At 64.7% G+C, this 16,986-nt stretch carries 16 protein-coding genes and 1 riboswitch; of the genes, 8 read left to right on the top strand and 8 right to left on the bottom strand.

Going from position 1 to position 16,986, the window contains the following annotated elements:
* Nucleotides 1-2: 2 nt before the first annotated feature.
* Genes nuoF through NKH71_RS02105 form a run of 7 tightly spaced genes read right to left on the bottom strand, consistent with a single transcriptional unit; the run spans nucleotide 3 to nucleotide 5,564 of the window.
* Nucleotides 3-1,307 carry an NADH-quinone oxidoreductase subunit NuoF gene (gene nuoF / locus NKH71_RS02135; RefSeq protein ID WP_352483047.1) on the bottom strand — a complete coding sequence of 435 codons (1,305 nt, stop codon included), beginning with the start codon at nucleotides 1,305-1,307 and terminating at the stop codon, nucleotides 3-5.
* A gap of 10 nt (nucleotides 1,308-1,317) precedes the next feature.
* Entirely contained in the window at nucleotides 1,318-2,388 is a 1,071-nt protein-coding gene (nuoE, locus tag NKH71_RS02130) for an NADH-quinone oxidoreductase subunit NuoE (RefSeq protein WP_352496386.1), read from the bottom strand.
* A 35-nt stretch (nucleotides 2,389-2,423) separates the two neighbouring features.
* Nucleotides 2,424-2,831, bottom strand: a complete 408-nt coding sequence (locus tag NKH71_RS02125) for a hypothetical protein (RefSeq protein WP_352483044.1) — start codon at nucleotides 2,829-2,831, stop codon at nucleotides 2,424-2,426.
* Nucleotides 2,828-4,018 (bottom strand): NADH-quinone oxidoreductase subunit D, encoded by a 1,191-nt coding sequence (locus NKH71_RS02120; protein WP_023720747.1) that lies wholly within the window; start codon nucleotides 4,016-4,018, stop codon nucleotides 2,828-2,830. Before NKH71_RS02120 ends, NKH71_RS02125 begins: the two co-directional genes overlap by 4 nt.
* Entirely contained in the window at nucleotides 4,019-4,621 is a 603-nt protein-coding gene (locus tag NKH71_RS02115; RefSeq protein ID WP_023720748.1) for an NADH-quinone oxidoreductase subunit C, read from the bottom strand.
* Between the two features lie 5 nt (nucleotides 4,622-4,626).
* Nucleotides 4,627-5,208, bottom strand: coding sequence for a NuoB/complex I 20 kDa subunit family protein (locus tag NKH71_RS02110; protein ID WP_023720749.1), 582 nt, complete (start codon nucleotides 5,206-5,208; stop codon nucleotides 4,627-4,629).
* A complete protein-coding gene (locus NKH71_RS02105) occupies nucleotides 5,199-5,564 on the bottom strand; it encodes an NADH-quinone oxidoreductase subunit A (RefSeq protein WP_023720750.1) in 366 nt (121 codons plus the stop codon). The genes NKH71_RS02110 and NKH71_RS02105 overlap by 10 nt, the downstream gene beginning before the upstream one ends.
* Before the next feature lie 336 nt (nucleotides 5,565-5,900).
* Between NKH71_RS02105 and NKH71_RS02100 the strand changes: the two genes are divergently transcribed.
* The 8 genes from NKH71_RS02100 (at nucleotide 5,901) to NKH71_RS02065 (ending at nucleotide 16,240) form a co-directional block, all read left to right on the top strand.
* Nucleotides 5,901-7,100: a winged helix-turn-helix domain-containing protein gene (locus NKH71_RS02100; RefSeq protein WP_352496385.1), complete on the top strand. Its 1,200-nt coding sequence runs from the start codon at nucleotides 5,901-5,903 to the stop codon at nucleotides 7,098-7,100.
* Between the two features lie 29 nt (nucleotides 7,101-7,129).
* Nucleotides 7,130-7,333: riboswitch (cobalamin riboswitch) on the top strand.
* A gap of 38 nt (nucleotides 7,334-7,371) precedes the next feature.
* On the top strand, nucleotides 7,372-7,806 hold the full coding sequence (locus tag NKH71_RS02095; RefSeq protein ID WP_023720752.1) for a DUF1636 family protein: 435 nt from the start codon (nucleotides 7,372-7,374) through the stop codon (nucleotides 7,804-7,806).
* Entirely contained in the window at nucleotides 7,803-8,855 is a 1,053-nt protein-coding gene (gene cobW / locus NKH71_RS02090; RefSeq protein ID WP_023720753.1) for a cobalamin biosynthesis protein CobW, read from the top strand. The genes NKH71_RS02095 and cobW overlap by 4 nt, the downstream gene beginning before the upstream one ends.
* An 18-nt stretch (nucleotides 8,856-8,873) precedes the next feature.
* Entirely contained in the window at nucleotides 8,874-12,608 is a 3,735-nt protein-coding gene (locus NKH71_RS02085; RefSeq protein WP_352590080.1) for a cobaltochelatase subunit CobN, read from the top strand.
* Nucleotides 12,605-14,074 (top strand): precorrin-3B synthase, encoded by a 1,470-nt coding sequence (cobG, locus tag NKH71_RS02080; protein ID WP_352791264.1) that lies wholly within the window; start codon nucleotides 12,605-12,607, stop codon nucleotides 14,072-14,074. The genes NKH71_RS02085 and cobG overlap by 4 nt, the downstream gene beginning before the upstream one ends.
* On the top strand, nucleotides 14,071-14,724 hold the full coding sequence (locus NKH71_RS02075; protein ID WP_352483039.1) for a precorrin-8X methylmutase: 654 nt from the start codon (nucleotides 14,071-14,073) through the stop codon (nucleotides 14,722-14,724). Before cobG ends, NKH71_RS02075 begins: the two co-directional genes overlap by 4 nt.
* On the top strand, nucleotides 14,721-15,479 hold the full coding sequence (locus NKH71_RS02070) for a precorrin-2 C(20)-methyltransferase (protein ID WP_352814660.1): 759 nt from the start codon (nucleotides 14,721-14,723) through the stop codon (nucleotides 15,477-15,479). The genes NKH71_RS02075 and NKH71_RS02070 overlap by 4 nt, the downstream gene beginning before the upstream one ends.
* Nucleotides 15,476-16,240: a precorrin-3B C(17)-methyltransferase gene (locus NKH71_RS02065; protein ID WP_352639635.1), complete on the top strand. Its 765-nt coding sequence runs from the start codon at nucleotides 15,476-15,478 to the stop codon at nucleotides 16,238-16,240. Before NKH71_RS02070 ends, NKH71_RS02065 begins: the two co-directional genes overlap by 4 nt.
* On the opposite strand, the gene NKH71_RS02060 is transcribed toward NKH71_RS02065, so the two are convergent.
* Entirely contained in the window at nucleotides 16,204-16,986 is a 783-nt protein-coding gene (locus NKH71_RS02060; protein ID WP_023720759.1) for a cobalt-precorrin-6A reductase, read from the bottom strand. The genes NKH71_RS02065 and NKH71_RS02060 overlap by 37 nt on opposite strands.

The following is a 16,986-nucleotide window of genomic DNA, read 5'->3' as shown; positions in this document are numbered from 1 at the left end:
TTCTATTCTGCCGCCGCCAGCACCGGTTCGGCGCGGTGTGCGTTGCGCGAAAACTCGTCGATGCGCCGCTCCACCTCGCCGCGGAAATGTCGCATCAGGCCCTGGATCGGCCATGCCGCCGCGTCGCCAAGCGCACAGATCGTGTGGCCCTCGACCTGCTTGGTCACATCGAGCAGCATGTCGATCTCGCGCTTCTGCGCCTCGCCGCGCACCAGCCGTTCCATCACCCGCCACATCCAGCCGGTGCCCTCACGGCAGGGCGTGCACTGGCCGCAGCTTTCGTGCTTGTAGAAATAGGAAAGCCGCGCGATCGCTTTCACGATATCGGTCGATTTGTCCATGACGATGACAGCTGCCGTGCCGAGGCCCGATTTCAGGTCGCGCAGCGCGTCGAAATCCATCGGCGCGTCGATGATCTGCTCGGCCGGCACCAGCGGCACCGACGCTCCGCCCGGAATGACCGCCAGCAGATTATCCCAGCCGCCACGAATGCCGCCGCAATGCGTCTCGATCAGCTCGCGGAACGGGATCGACATCGCCTCTTCGACGGTGCACGGATTGTTGACGTGGCCGGAGATGCAGAACAGCTTGGTGCCGACATTGTTGGGCCGGCCGAAGGACGAGAACCAGGCGGCACCGCGGCGCAGGATGGTCGGCGCGACAGCGATGGACTCGACATTGTTGACCGTCGTCGGGCAGCCATAGAGGCCGACATTGGCCGGAAATGGCGGCTTAAGCCGTGGCTGGCCCTTCTTGCCCTCGAGGCTTTCGAGCAGCGCCGTTTCCTCGCCGCAGATATAGGCGCCGGCGCCATGATGCATGTAGATGTCGAAATCATAGCCGGAGGTGTTGTTCTTGCCGATCAGCTTGGCCGCATAGGCCTCGTCGATGGCGCGTTGCAGCGCCTCGCGCTCGCGGATGAACTCGCCGCGCACATAGATGTAGGCGGCGACCGCGCCCATGGCGAAGCCCGCAAGCAGGCAGCCTTCGACCAGCGTGTGCGGGTCGTGGCGCAGTATGTCGCGGTCCTTGCAGGTGCCGGGCTCGGACTCGTCGGCATTGACGACGAGATAGCTCGGCCGGCCGTCGCTTTGCTTGGGCATGAACGACCATTTCAGCCCGGTCGGGAAGCCCGCGCCGCCACGTCCGCGCAGGCCGCTGGCCTTCATCTCATTGACGATCCACTCGCGCCCCTTGGCGATGATGCCGGGCGTGTTGTCCCAGGCACCGCGCGCCATGGCGCCGGCCAGCGACTTGTCGAAGCGGCCGTAGATATTGTTGAAGATGCGGTCTCTGTCCTGAAGCATTGCTCGTTCCTCAGACCGGCTTCTTGCCGGTCGGCCGGCTTTTGTTTCCGGGCGACGGCGTGGCCGCCTTGGCGGCAGTCTTCGCCGGTTTAACCTTGGCCTCCGGCGCTTTGAAAGCAGACGCCGGCTCGGCCTTGTTCTTGGGGCCTTTGCGCTGTTTCGAGACGTCCTCGACCTGCGGCTCGGCCTTGTTGGCATTGGCGGCCGAATGCAGCGGCGCTGCAACGCTCGCCGCCTTTTCCGCCGCGGGCGCGACTTTTGTCGCCGATGGCGATTTCAGCGCCGGACTGGTCTCGACAGCGTCGGTCTTCGGCTTGCTGGCATTCGAGGGCGCAACCGGCGCCGGCGCGGCAGAAGCGGCTGGCGGGGCCGGCGCCGCGGGTGCTGCGGCGGCAGCCGCCGGCGCCGCTTCCTTGGCGGCCTTGGTCGCCGCCCTGGTTTCCCGGTCGCGGGTCGCCTTCAGGATCGCCTTTTCACTCTTGAGGGTCGTCAGGCCACTGGCCGGCTCTGAGGTGACGCGGCCGTTTTGCGGTCCTGGCGTCACCGAAGCACCCTTGCCGGCGTCATAGAGGTCGATGATCTCGGCAAGCCGCTCCGGTGTCAAATCCTCGTATGTGTCCTTGAAGACCATAACCATCGGTGCGTTGACGCAGGCGCCGAGGCATTCGACCTCCTCCCACGACAGCGTGCCCTTGTCGTTGGTGTGGAACTGGTCGTGATGGATCTTCGAGCGGCACACATCCATCAGCGATTCCGAGCCGCGCAGCATGCAGGGCGTGGTGCCGCAGACCTGGACATGCGCGCGGGTGCCGACCGGATTGAGCTGGTATTGCGTATAGAAGGTGGCGACTTCTAGCCCGCGAATATAGGGCATGCCGAGCATGTCGGAGATCGTCTCGATCGCCGCCTTGGTCACCCAGCCTTCCTGCTCCTGCGCCAGCATCAGCAAGGGGATGATCGCGGATTGCTCGCGCCCCTTCGGATATTGCTTGATCCACTGCTTCGCCGCTGCCGCATTCGCCCGGTTGAAGGCGAAGGAGGCTGGCTGGAGGCTGGCTTCTGCGAGACGGCGGACTGACATTTAGCGATCGACCTCACCAAAGACGTATAGGTTCGTCATCTTGCTGCGGCCTCCTTACAAAGTTTCGCCGTACCGTCGAAACATTGGAAAGTCGGCGAATTTGTCATGACAGGCGGGCAAACGCCGGATTTACCAGCCAAGCGAGCAACAAGCCGCGCGAACCCTGTTTTGCCGGAAGCGGCTGCCGATACCTCCGCCTTAGAGAAACTCGCGCCATCCGGCGCTGCGACGCTACACTCGCATGTATCTCTCTTGAAATAGAAAGCATCGACATCGGCGGATTCTGCTGTCGCACTTTCTTGCATGCCAAGCGTGACGTAGCTCAGCTTGAAGTGCTGCTTCACAAGATCGGAAGCATCGATAGACGCTCCGCACTCGATTGCATATGCAGGGTGCATTGCGACAGCAATGACGATTAACATGAGGCTCAGAATGCGATTCACCGATCGACCTCACCAAACACGATGTCGAGGGAGCCGAGAACGGCGGTGACGTCGGCCAACATGTGGCCGCGGCACAAAAAGTCCATCGCTTGCAGATGCGCAAAGCCGGGGGCGCGCAGCTTGCAGCGGTAGGGCTTGTTGGTGCCGTCGGAGACGAGATAGACACCGAACTCGCCCTTCGGCGCCTCGACCGCGGCATAGACCTCGCCGGCCGGAACGCGGTAGCCTTCGGTGTAGAGCTTGAAGTGATGGATCAGCGCTTCCATCGAGCGCTTCATCGCCGCGCGCTTCGGCGGCACCACCTTGCCGTCGAGGTTAGACACCGGCCCGCTGCCCTCCTTACCGAGCAACAGGTCGACGCACTGGCGCATGATTTTCGCCGACTGCCGCATCTCTTCCATACGCACCAGATAACGGTCGAAGCAGTCGCCGTTCTTGCCGATCGGAATGTCGAAGTCCAGCTCGGCATAGCATTCGTAGGGCTGCGATTTGCGCAGATCCCACGGCGCACCCGAGCCGCGCACCATGACGCCGGAAAAGCCCCAGGCCCAAGCGTCGGCCAGGGAGACGGTAGCGATGTCGACATTGCGCTGCTTGAAGATGCGGTTGCCGGTCAAAAGCGCGTCGAGGTCGTCGACCGACTTCAGGAACGGGTCGATCCACTTGCCGATGTCCTCGATCAGCTTCTGCGGCAGGTCCTGGTGGACGCCGCCCGGCCGGAAATAGGCCGCGTGCATGCGCGAGCCCGAGGCGCGCTCATAGAACACCATCAGCTTTTCGCGCTCGACAAAACCCCAGAGCGGCGGCGTCAGCGCGCCGACATCCATCGCCTGCGTCGTCACATTGAGGATGTGCGACATAATGCGGCCGATCTCGGAGTAGAGAACTCGAATAAGCTGCCCGCGCTTCGGCACCTCGATACCGAGCAGCCGCTCGGCGGCGAGCGCAAAGGCATGCTCCTGGTTCATCGGCGCGCAATAGTCGAGCCGGTCGAGATAGGGCACGGCCTGCAGATAAGTCTTGTGCTCGATCAGCTTTTCCGTGCCGCGATGCAAAAGCCCGATATGCGGATCGACGCGATCGACGACTTCTCCGTCAAGCTCCAGCACAAGGCGCAAAACGCCATGCGCAGCAGGGTGTTGCGGGCCGAAATTGATATTGAAGTTGCGAACGGAGGTTTCAGCCATTTACTGCTTTGCCTTCTCATCTCCCGGAAGCACGTAATCCGTACCTTCCCACGGAGACAGAAAATCGAAATTGCGGAATTCCTGCTTGAGCTCGACCGGCTCGTAGATGACGCGCTTGGCTTCGTCGTCGTAGCGCACCTCGACGAAGCCGGTCAGCGGAAAGTCCTTGCGCAGCGGATGGCCCTCGAAGCCGTAGTCGGTCAGGATCCGGCGCAGATCGGGATGGCCCGAAAACAGCACGCCATAGAGGTCGTAGGTCTCGCGCTCGAACCAGTCCGCGCCGGGATATATGCCGGTGATCGACGGCACCAGCGTCTCTTCGTCGGCCTGGACCTTGATGCGGATGCGGATATTCTGCCTCGGCGACAGCAGGTGATAGACCACGTCGAAGCGCTTTGCCCGCGACGGATAATCTGCGCCGCAAACGTCGATGATCGAAATGAACTGGCATTTCGGGTCGTCGCGCAGGAAGGTCACCACCTCGATCAGGTCGCGCGGCTCGACCGAGATAGTGAGTTCGCCATAGGCGAGCACCGCTTCGCCGATCCGGCCGGTCAGCTTCTCGCCAAGATAGGTCGAGAGGTCATTCAACGCCTGGGTCATGCCGCTCACCGTTCGATCGTGCCGGTGCGGCGGATCTTCTTCTGCAGCAGAAGGATGCCGTAGAGCAGCGCTTCAGCGCTCGGTGGGCAGCCGGGCACGTAGATGTCGACCGGCACGATGCGGTCGCAGCCGCGCACCACCGAATAGGAATAATGATAATAGCCGCCGCCATTGGCACAGGAGCCCATCGAGATGACGTAGCGCGGCTCCGGCATCTGGTCGTAGACCTTGCGCAGCGCCGGCGCCATCTTGTTGGTCAGCGTGCCGGCGACGATCATGATGTCGGACTGGCGCGGAGACGCGCGCGGCGCGACACCGAAACGCTCGCTGTCGTAGCGTGGCATCGAGGTGTGGATCATCTCGACGGCGCAGCAGGCGAGGCCAAAGGTCATGAACATCAACGAGCCGCTGCGCGCCCAGGTGATCAGCGCCTCGGTCGAAGTGACGAGAAAACCCTTGTCGGCGAGTTCGTTGTTGATCTCCAGGAAGAACGGATCATCCTCCCCCACCGGTCTGCCGGTGTTGGGGTCGATGAGGCCCTTGGGCTTCGGCGCGACGAGCGTGCCGGAACTGTCGTTCAATCCCATTCCAGCGCTCCTTTTTTCCATTCATAGGCAAAGCCGATGGTCAGCACCGCCAAAAACACCATCATCGACCAGAAACCGAGCATGCCGATCTGACTGAACGACACTGCCCAAGGAAACAGGAAGGCCACCTCCAGATCGAAGATGATGAACAGGATCGACACCAGGTAGAAGCGGATGTCGAACTTCATGCGGGCGTCGTCGAACGAGTTGAAGCCGCACTCATAGGCGGAAAGCTTTTCCGGATCGGGGTTGCGGTAAGCCACCAGGAACGGTGCGGCGAGCAGCGCCAGGCCGACGACCAGCGCCACGCCGATGAACAGGACGATGGGCAGGTACGAACCTAAAAGTGCGTTCATGCTGCAGTTTTCCGTTGGCGGCCAATCCACTCTGATTACAGCACCGGACCCACTTGCGGAAGCGTGACAGATTAACCACTGAACCGTTTTAAGGGGGCTCTATGCTGCAACGCGGCGAGGGTTAGCGCAGCGCTTTCGGCGAAGCAAGTCAAACCTTGTTCAAATCGCGGTGCTGGACGGCATATCCGGGAAAACTGGTCCGATCCGCTCCTGTTTGATTTCCTTCACTTTTCACTCCACTTTTCTCTCCTGACATAGATGCCGCCAAAACCTTGCTAGCATGGGGCGGAATCGCAGGTCATTTTTTCTGTCTAACATCGTCCGGATACCGCCTTCATGAAGGAAAAAATCTCGCTTGCCCTGGCCCGTCGCATTGCGCTTGCGGCACAGGGATTCAATGACCCGCGCCCCAGCGGCACGCCTGACCGCCGGCATCTGGCCCGGGTGCTTGCACGTACCGGCCTGCTGCAGATCGATTCCGTCAGCGCCGTGGTTCGCGCCCATTATATGCCGCTCTATTCGCGGCTTGGCCCCTACAAGCTGGCGCTGCTCGACGACGCCGCGGTGACACGCAAGCGCATGGTCTTCGAATATTGGGCGCATGAAGCCTCGTTCCTGCCCGTCGAGACCTATCCGCTGATGCGCTGGCGCATGCGGCGGGCCGAGCGCGGCGAGGAAATGTACAGCGGACTGGCAAAATGGGGCCGCGAGCACGCCGCCTACATTGAGGACATCTATCGCGAGGTCGCTGAACGAGGCCCGATCGCGGCGTCGGCTTTCGAAGGCCAGAAGGGCTCGGGCGGCTGGTGGGGCTGGAGCCATGCCAAGCATGCCTTCGAATGGCTGTTCTGGGCGGGCCGCATCACCACGGCGCACCGGCGTGGTTTCGAGCGGTTCTACGATCTGCCGGAGCGCGTGCTGCCGCCAACGGTACTCGCTTTGCCAGTTCCGTCCCCCGCGGACGCCCACCGCGAACTGCTGCGCATCTCCGCCCGCGCCCATGGCGTCGCCACGGCGGGCGATCTGCGCGACTATTTCCGCCTCTCGCCCGCCGACATCAAGGGCCGCATCGAGGAACTGGTCGAGGCTGGCGACCTGTTGCCGGTGAGCGTCGAAGGCTGGAGCAAAACAGCCTATCTCCACAAGGACGGCCGTTTGCCGCGCAGGATCGAGGCGCGCGCCTTGCTTGCGCCGTTCGATCCCGTCGTCTTCGAGCGGTCGCGCACCGAGCGGTTGTTCGACTTCCACTACCGCATCGAGATCTACACGCCGGCCGAAAAGCGCCAGTATGGCTATTATGTGCTGCCGTTCCTGCTCGGCGACAGCATCGTCGGGCGCGTCGACCTCAGGGCCGACCGCCCGGCCGGCGTATTGCGCGTCCATGCCGCCTATTCGGAGCCCGGCGCCCCGCCGCAAACTGCCGCCGCCCTTTTCGAGGAATTGAAGCAGATGCAGGGTTGGCTCGGGCTCGAGCGCATCGAGGTGACGGCTGCCGGCGACCTCGGCCAGCCGCTCGCAGATATCGCCGCGTCATAGACGTGCGTTGACACGACTGCCTTCACAAGCCTAAATCCGTTCCAGACGGTCCCCTGCCCGCAACGGCAAGGGCCAAGAGGGAATGCGGTGCGAAATCTCGATTTCAAATCCGCGGCTGTCCCCGCAACTGTAAGCGACGAGCCAAGGCCGAAAACCACTGGGATATTCCCGGGAAGGCGGCACCCAGGCGATGACCCGCGAGCCAGGAGACCTGCCGTCTAGGACATAAGAATCCGATCGCCTGGCGGGTTTTCCGGGCAAGGAGCCTGATTTGGAACGCGACAGCAGTTTTCCGGCTGAGACAGCGGATTTATTGTCCGGCCATGGTGATTCCCCGGCCGGCGTTACCGTCATCGTCTGCTCGTCCTGCCGTGACGAGACCGGTTCGGACGCTTATCCCCGCGCCGGCGAACTGCTCGCCGAGCACACGCGCCGCGCCGCTTCCAGCGAAAACATTAAAATCCGCACCGTCGAATGCCTCGGCAATTGCAAGCGCCGGCTCAGCGCCGCGATGCTGCGCGACGGCTGCTGGAGCTATGTCTTCGGCGACCTGACCACGACCAGCGGCACCGATCTGGTGACGGGGGCAAAGCTGTTCGCTACTTCGACGGACGGCCTCATTCCGTGGCGCGGCCGTCCCGATTGCCTGAAGCGCGGCTTGGTTGCCCGCATCCCTCCCCTCGACCTTTTGAAGGACTTGATATGACTTCCCCAGATTCGGCCGCCAACGTTTCGCGCGTCCCCTGCACCGTCGTCACCGGCTTTCTCGGCGCCGGCAAGACGACGCTGATCCGCCATTTGCTCGAAAACGCCAAAGGCAAGCGCCTGGCCATCATCGTCAACGAGTTCGGCGATATCGGCATCGACGGCGAGATCCTGAAGGGCTGCGGCATCGACACTTGCCCCGAGGAAAACATCGTCGAGCTGGCCAATGGCTGCATCTGCTGCACTGTCGCCGACGACTTTGTCCCCGCGCTCGACCAGATCCTGTCGCTGACGCCGAAGGTCGACCACATCCTGATCGAGACGTCCGGGCTGGCCCTGCCCAAGCCGCTGGTCCAGGCCTTCCAGTGGCCGTCGGTGAAAAGCCGCGTCACGGTCGATGGCGTCATCGCCGTCGTCGACGGGCCGGCGCTGGCTGATGGCCGCGTTGCCAACGACATGGACGCCCTGCAGGCGCAGCGCGCGCAGGACGAGACGCTCGACCATGACGATCCTGTCGAGGAGGTGTTCGAAGACCAGCTCGCTTGTGCCGACCTGATCATCCTGTCGAAGAGCGACCTGCTGGACGCAGCCGGCGCGGCGCGCGCCAATGCCGTCATCGGCAAGCATGTTGCGCGGGCGGTGAAGATCGTGCCGACCTCGCAAGGCAAGGTCGATCCGTCGGTGCTGCTCGGCCTTGGTCTCGCCGTCGAGGACGACATCGAGAACCGCAAGACCCATCACGACGACGAGCTCGACCACGAACATGACGACTTTGACTCGTTCGTCATCGACATTGCGTCGGTGTCCGACCCGGACGAGCTGGCACAACGCGTCGCCACGGCGGCGGAGGAAGAAAACGTATTGCGCGTCAAGGGTTTCGTCGACGTCGGCGGCAAGCCGATGCGGCTCTTGCTGCAGGCCGTCGGTCCGCGCGTCAACCACTATTACGACCGCGCCTGGACCGCTGAAGACGATCGCCGCTCGCGCCTCGTCGTCATCGGCCTGAAAGGGCTGAACCGCCCGGCGATCGAGCGTATCCTCGCCGGCTGATCCCAGGTACGAGCCGCGATGCACATCCTCACCACCACATCCGCCTCGCTCGACGATCTCGCCGAGCCTGTCGATCTCAGGCAAACGCCTGCGGATGTCGTGGCGCTGTCCTTCACCGACAGCGACCTCGCCGGGCTGGCGGCGGCGTGGAAGGCAGATGCGGACCGCCTGCCGTCGATGCGGCTCGCCGCCTTGCGCGACCTGCGCCACCCGATGTCCGTCGACCTCTGGATCGACAGCGTCGCCCGCCACGCCAAGGTCGTCCTGGTCCGCATCCTCGGCGGTTACGACTGGTGGCGCTACGGCTGCGACCAGCTTGCCGTTGTCGCGCGAAATCGCGGTATTAAGCTGGCGCTCCTACCGGGCGAGAGCCACGACGAGGATTTGCGGCTGATCGAAGGCTCGACGCTGCCGCGCCAGGAACTTGATGGTCTGCTCGACTATTTCCGCGAAGGTGGCCCGGCGAATATGACGGCGCTGGTGCAGAGGTTGGCAAGTCTCGCCGGATCGGGTGCGGCGGTCGCTGAACCTGTCAGCGTGCCAAAGGCGGGATTTTATGAGCCGGGACGCGGCGTTATAGAAAGAATGGACTTATCAAGCGTCGGCATTCCTTCGCGCCCCCCTCTGTCCTGCCGGACATCTCCCCCACAAGGGGGGAGATCGGCTGTCACTGACCGTCTCGCGACTTCTGCAACATCGAACATTGACGAAGGCGACGATGACCAGGCGATCTCCCCCCTTGTGGAGGAGATGTCCGGCAGGACAGAGGGGGGCGCGACGGAACGCAGCCTAAACCTACCGTCCGCCGAACCCGCCCCCATCATCCCCATCCTGTTCTACCGCTCGATGCTGCTCGCCGCCGATGTCGCGCCCATCGATGCGCTTGTCGAGGCGCTCGGGCAGCGTGGCATAGCGCCGGTCCCCATCTTCGTCTCCAGCCTCAAGGACGCGGCATCGCTCGCCTTTGTCGAAACCGCGTTTGCCGCGCTGAACCCTGCCGCCATCATCACCGCCACAGCTTTCGCCTCGGGCGCCGAACCCGGCGTCGAGACGCTGTTCGACCGCGCCGGAGTGCCGGTGTTCCAGGTCGTCGTCGCGACCACCCGCCGCGACATCTGGCAGAACAACCAGCGCGGCCTGGCGCCCGCCGACCTTGCCATGCATGTCGTCCTGCCCGAGCTCGACGGCCGCATCCTGGCCGGCGCCATTTCCTTCAAGAGCGAAAGCGAGATCGATCCGGCATTGGCCTTCCGCGCCTTCGCCAACCGGCCAGAGCCTGACCGCGTGGCGCAGGTCGCGAACCGTATCGAGGCCTTCGTGCGTCTGCAGCGGACGCCGCGTGCGGAGCGCAAGCTCGCCATCCTGATCCCCGACTATCCGAGCGCGCCCGGCCGCACCGGCTATGCCGTCGGTCTCGACGTGCCGTCCAGCGTGCTGGCGATGCTGCACGACCTGAGCGAACAGGGCTACGCCGTTGAAGGGATTCCGCAAACGCCGCGTCAGTTGCTGGAGGTGCTGGAGCCAGCCGACCAGGGACTGGCTTTGCAGGATTATCTGACCTTCTCGAAGGAATTGCCGCCGGCGGCCATCGCTGCGGTGGAAGCCGCATGGGGGAATACGGATGATGAGACAGGTTCGCGCGAGGCACCCCCCTCTGTGCTGCCGGACATCTCCCCTTCGAGGGGGGAGATTGCGCTGTTGTCTCTGCTTTCGCCAACTACCAAGGGCGTTAAGGGAGAGCCGGCAGCCGAACTGCCAATCTCCCCCCTTGAAGGGGAGATGTCCGGCAGGGCAGAGGGGGGTGTCCAAGCGCCCACCACCGCAAAATTCCCCTTCCGCGCCGCCACCTTCGGCAATATCACCGTAGCCCTCGCCCCTGATCGCGGGCGCTCAGCCGACCGCCGCGCCGACTATCACGACCCGACACTGCCGCCGCGCCATGCACTGATCGCCTTTGGCTTGTGGCTGCGTAAGTCGCTCGGCATCCATGCAATTATCCATGTCGGCGCCCACGGCACGCTGGAGTGGCTGCCCGGCAAGACCGTGGCGCTCAGCGAAAACTGCTTTCCCGAAATCGTCACCGGCCCCCTGCCCGTCATTTATCCTTTCATCGTCTCCAACCCCGGCGAGGCAGCACAAGCCAAGCGACGCATTGCCGCCGTCACGCTTGGCCATCTGCCGCCGCCGCTGACCGGCGCCGGGCTGGACGAAGAGCAGCATAAACTCGAGCGACTGGTTGACGAATATGCCCAGGCCGACGGGCTCGACCGCCGCCGCCGCGACCGCCTGGCGAAGCTGATCGTCGAGACTGCGGAAAAGACCGGCCTCGCCTCAGAGGCCGGCGTCGCCAGGACCGACGCAGCCGACGAAGCCTTGCGCCGCATCGACGCCTGGCTCTGCGATCTCAAGGATTTCGCCATCAAGGACGGCCTGCATATCTACGGTCGCTCGCCTGAGGGCGAAACCGATCCTTTGCGCGAGCAGAGTGCGGCAGCCGAGAAAGTAGCACTCATCGCGGCCCTCGACGGCCGCCATGTCGCCGCCGGTCCGGCCGGTGCACCGGCGCGTGGCCGGCGCGATGTGCTGCCCACCGGCCGCAATTTGTTTACCGCCGACCCACGCACCATGCCGACGCCGACCGCCTATGATCTGGGCAAGGTGGCAGCGGAAGAAGTCGTCCGCAGCTACATGCAATCGCATGGCGACTGGCCGCGCTCGCTGGTCATCGACCTCTGGGGCTCGGCCTCGCTGCGCACCGGCGGTGAGGAGATCGCGCAAGGCCTGGCGCTGATGGGCTGCCGGCCGCAATGGGATTCCGCCACCGGCCGCATCACCGGCATCGAGGTGCTGCCGCCGGCAACGCTCGGCCGCCCGCGCGTCGACGTCACCTGGCGCATATCCGGCCTGTTCCGCGACATGTTCCCAACCCAGATCGCGCTGATCGATGCCGCCGCCAACGCCGTCGCGACCCGCGACGAGGACGATTCGGAAAACCCGCTGGCGGCGAGAACCCGTGCAGACGGCAAGATCAGCCCGCGCATATTCGGCACCTCGCCCGGCACTTACGGCGCCGGCATCGAGGACTTGCTATCAAGCGGCGACTGGGCCGCGCGCGAAGAGATCGGCCGCGCCTATCTCGCCGCCACCTCGCATGCCTATGGCGGCGCCGAGGGCGAAGGCATTTCGGCGCCCGGCGCTTTTGAGGGCCGCATCGCTGAGGCCGACCTTCTGGTTCATACCGGCGACGATCCCGGCCGCGACATCCTCGAAGGCTCGGCCGACGTCGCCTTTATCGGCGGCTTTTCGGCAGCGCTTGCCGCGCTCGGCAAAAACGCTGACGTGATCGTGCTCGACACCACGGATCCGCAAAAGCCCAAGCCACGCTCGGTTGGGGACGCCGTATCCCGCGTCGTACGGGCACGCGCCGTCAATCCGCGCTTCATTGCCGGCCAGATGCGCCACGGGCCGCGCGGCGCCTCGGAATTCGCCGAGACGGTCGACCGGCTTGTCGGCTTTGCCGAGACCACTCATGCCATATCTGGCGCGCTGATCGAGGCCGTGCACGACGCCTATCTCGGCGACCCCGTTGTCCGCGCCTTCATCCTGCGCGAGAACCCGTCGGCGGCGAAGGTCATGGCCGAACGTTTCATGTCGGCACGACGGCGCGGTCTGTGGCATCCGCTGCGCAATTCGATCGATGACGATCTCGCCGCACTGATTGCCGAAGCCCAGGCGCTTGGGGTGGCGGCATGAACGCTTTCTCCCGACGCAGCGCCTGCCCTGCTTTGTCGGCACCGATGCAAACCGGCGACGGGCTGCTGGTGCGGCTCAATCCGGTCGCTGGAGGACTGTTGCCGAAGTCGTTGATCGGACTCTGCGAATCCGCCCTGCGCCACGGCAACGGCATTATGGAAGTGACCGCCCGCGGCAGCTTGCAGATACGCGGCCTGACGCCCGAAAGCGCCCGGCTGCTGGCGATGGAGGTCGATGCGCTGGGTGTTGCCGTTCGCACCGGCGTGCCGGTCGAGACTGGTCCGCTGGCCGGGCTCGACCCGCAGGAAATCGCCGATCCGCGCCCGCTAGCGGAGCGGATTCGGGCGGCAATCGAGGACGCCGGCGTCACGCAGCGTCTTGGCCCGAAGGTCTCGGTGATTGTCGACGGTGGCGGACAGCTGACCTTGGATGCAGTGACGGCCGATGCCAGGCTGGCTGCGGTGCGGACCGATGCGGGGACGCAATGGCAGGTGGCTATCGCCGGCGGCGGTCAGACTGCGACGCTACTCGTCATGGCCGAGGAAGATGCGGCCTGCGACATCGCCGTTGCGATCCTAAGGATGGTTGCCGAAAAGGGGCGCGATGCCCATGCGCGGGATTTGACAGAAAGACAGCTGAGATCTCTGGCAAATTGGCGATCCTTCGCGCCCCCCTCTGTCCTGCCGGACATCTCCCCCACTTGGGGGGAGATTGCGCCCTCATCTCAGCTTTCGCCAATCGATAAGCATGCTAAGAGTGAGCCACCGGCGAAGCTGCCGATCTCCCCCCAAGTGGGGGAGATGTCCGGCAGGACAGAGGGGGGCGCGAAGGATCGCCGGCCCATCGGAGTTTTCGACTTGGCTGCAGCCGGAACCGCCCTCGGCATCGGCCTACCCTTCGGCAGCATGCCGGCGAACCAGATCATCGCTCTCGCGCAGAGCGCGCTGGCCCTTGGCGCCACCGAAATCCGCCTGGCGCCGGGCCGCGCGCTGGTTTTCCTCGGCCTCGCGCCAGCGGCCTGCCCGCCGCTCCACCAAGCCGCCGCAACCCTCGGCTTCGTCACCGACGCCGCCGACCCGCGCACGAAAATCGCCGCTTGCCCGGGTGCTCCCGCCTGTGCCTCCGGCCGCATCGCGACGCGCGAAATCGCCGAGATCATCGCCCTCGAAAACCGCGACATCTTCGATTCTTCCTTGACGCTGCACATCTCCGGCTGCGCCAAGGGCTGCGCCCATGCCGGTCCGGCGGCGCTGACATTGGTCGGCGGCGAAAACGGAGCCGGACTTGTCGTGGACGGGACGGCTAAGGCATTGCCCGCCGGATACAGGCCGGGGGACGACGCTGCGCACGGCATCGGCGGCATTGCAGCGGCAATCCGCAGAAAACGACTTCGAGGCGAGACTGCCGCCGCCTGTCTGGCAAGGCTTGGCACGGCCGGCGTCGTCAAAGCTTACCGACAGGAATGAGCATGCCCGCCCAGAACCCCATCACCTACGACTATATTCATGATGGCACGGCGATCTATGAGCGCTCCTTCGCCATCATCCGCGCCGAGGCCGACCTGTCGCGCTTTTCCGAAGCCGAGGCCGATGTCGCCATCCGCATGATCCATGCCTGCGGCCAGGTCGAGGCTGCGCGGCATTTCGTTTTCTCCAGCGATTTCGTCGCCGCCGCGCGCACAGCGTTGAGCGCCGGCGCGCCGATTTTCTGCGACGCACAGATGGTCTCGCATGGCGTCACGCGCGCGCGGCTGCCGGCCGGCAACGAAGTGACCTGCACGCTGCGCGATCCGCGGACCGCCGACATCGCGAGAAAAATCGGCAACACCCGCTCGGCCGCGGCGATCGACCTGTGGGGCGAGCGCATGGCGGGTTCGGTTGTCGCGATCGGCAATGCGCCGACCGCCCTGTTTTATCTGCTGGAAAAGCTGCGCGATGGTGCGCCGAAGCCGGCGGCGATCATCGGTATGCCGGTCGGGTTTGTCGGTGCCGCCGAATCGAAGGATGCGCTGGCCGAAAATTCCTATGGCGTGCCCTTCGCCATCGTGCGCGGCCGGCTGGGCGGCAGCGCCATGACCGCCGCCGCGCTCAACGCTTTGGCGAGGCCGGGCCTATGAATGCGATCGTAAGAGGTCGGCTGGTCGGCGTTGGCACCGGTCCTGGCGACCCAGAACTTTTGACGCTGAAGGCAGTGCGCGCGCTGGCGGAGGCCGATGTCGTTGCGCATTTCGCCAAGCGCGGCAACAACAGCAACGCGCGCGCCATCGTCGGAGCCCATTTTCGCGCTGATTTGATAGAGTTGCCGCTGCTCTATCCGGTGACCACCGAGATCGACAAGGACCACGGCGACTACCGCTCGCAGATCACCGATTTCTACGAGCAGTCGGCCGAAAAGGTTGCCGAGCACCTCAGCGCCGGCAGGATGGTTGCGGTGCTCTCGGAAGGCGACCCGCTTTTCTACGGCTCCTACATGCATCTGCATGTCAGGCTGGCGCATCGCTTTCCGACCGAAGTCATTCCCGGCGTCACCGCCATGTCCGGCTGCTGGTCGGCGACCGGCCTACCGATCGTCCAGGGCGACGACGTGCTGACTGTGTTGCCGGGCACGATGAGCGAATTCGAGCTGACGCGCCGCCTCGCCGACACCGATGCCGCCGTAATCATGAAGGTCGGCCGCAACTTGCCCAAGATCAGGCGTGCGCTGGAGGCGACCGACAAGCTGGCACGGGCCATCTATGTCGAGCGCGGCACCATGCCGGGCGGCGTCTCGATGCGGCTCGCCGACAAAAAGGACGACCAGGCGCCTTATTTCGCCATCGTGCTGGTCGCCGGCTGGTCGGGGCGGCCAAGCGCATTGGGAGCCGAAGCATGAGCGGCCGCCTAACCGTCATCGGCCTGGGGCCTGGCAACGCCGACCAGGTGACGCCGGAAGCGAGCCGGGCCGTCGCCGAGGCGAAATTCTTCTACGGCTACAAGCCTTATCTTGACCGGCTTGATCTGCGTCCCGACCAGATTCGCGTCGCTTCCGACAATCGCGAGGAGCTAGCGCGCTCCAGGGACGCGCTGCTGAAGGCTGCGGAAGGCCACGATGTCGCGGTCGTATCGGGCGGCGATCCCGGCGTCTTCGCCATGGCGGCGGCCGTCTGCGAGGCGATCGAGGCGGGGCCGGTCGAGTGGCGCGCGGTCGACATCGCCATCGTGCCTGGCATCACCGCCATGCTCGCCGTCGCCGCCCGCATCGGCGCGCCGCTCGGCCATGATTTCTGCGCCATCTCGCTGTCAGACAATCTGAAGCCGTGGGATTTGATCGAGCTGCGCCTGCTGGCGGCAGCGGGCGCCGGCTTCGTCATCGCACTCTACAATCCGATCAGCAAGGCACGCCCCTGGCAGCTTGGCCGCGCCTTCGAGTGCCTTGCCGCGATCCTGCCCGGCACCACGCCGGTGATCTTCGGTCGCGCCGCCGGCCGTCCCGACGAGCGCATCGAAGTTTTCTTGCTGGCGGAAGCCGACGCGCAAAAGGCCGATATGGCCACCTGCATCATCATCGGCTCGCCGGAAACCCGGATCATCAAGCGCGGTGAAAAGCCAGCGCTGGTCTATACGCCACGGTCGGCAGCGGGCCCAAGAACATGACCGACCAGAAAATGATCGACCATCGCGGCAAGAGATTCGACCGTCTCAGCCGACGTGACGTCCGGCAACGCCGGCCTGCGGATCATGACCACCTCGATGCCGAGCGCCCGCGCTGCGGCGATCTTGCCGTAGGTCGCTTCGCCGCCGCTGTTTTTGGAAACGACGACATCGATGCGGTGCTCTTGAAGCAGCGAGTGTTCGTCCGGCTCCTGGAACGGCCCGCGCGCCAAGAGATAGGTCGCGTCGGGCACAGTAAGTCTTGGTTCGACCGGATCGACGCTACGGATGAGATAGTGGTGCTGGGGTGCAGCCTCGAAGGCAGTGATCTCCTGCCGTCCGAGCGCCAGGAACACGCGGCGCTGCGCCGATCCCAGCGCCGTCACCGAGCTGGTAACACCGTCGACCAGCGTCCACTGGTCACCTTCGGCAGGCTCCCAGCCTGGGCGCTTGAGCGCAACGATCGGCACGCCGGATCGGCGCGCTGCTTCCGCCGCATTGGCGGAGATCTGCGCCGCATAGGGATGCGTGGCGTCGATCAGCAGGTCGACGTCCGTCTCGTGGAGATACAACGCCAGCCCGTCGACGCCACCAAAGCCGCCAACCCGCACCGGCACGCCTTGCGCGGCCGGGTTTTCAGTGCGGCCGGCCAGCGACAGCGTAATCGCGAGATCGGAGCGCACCGAGAGTATTCCGGCCACCTGCCGGGCTTCGGTGGTTCCGCCGAGGATCAGAATGCGGTGGGTCAT

It is taken from the genome of Mesorhizobium sp. M0983 (assembly GCF_040318975.1).
GTDB lineage: Bacteria > Pseudomonadota > Alphaproteobacteria > Rhizobiales > Rhizobiaceae > Mesorhizobium.
The sequence above is the reverse complement of the archived record's forward strand: the minus strand, read 5'-3'. Positions and strand labels throughout refer to the sequence as shown.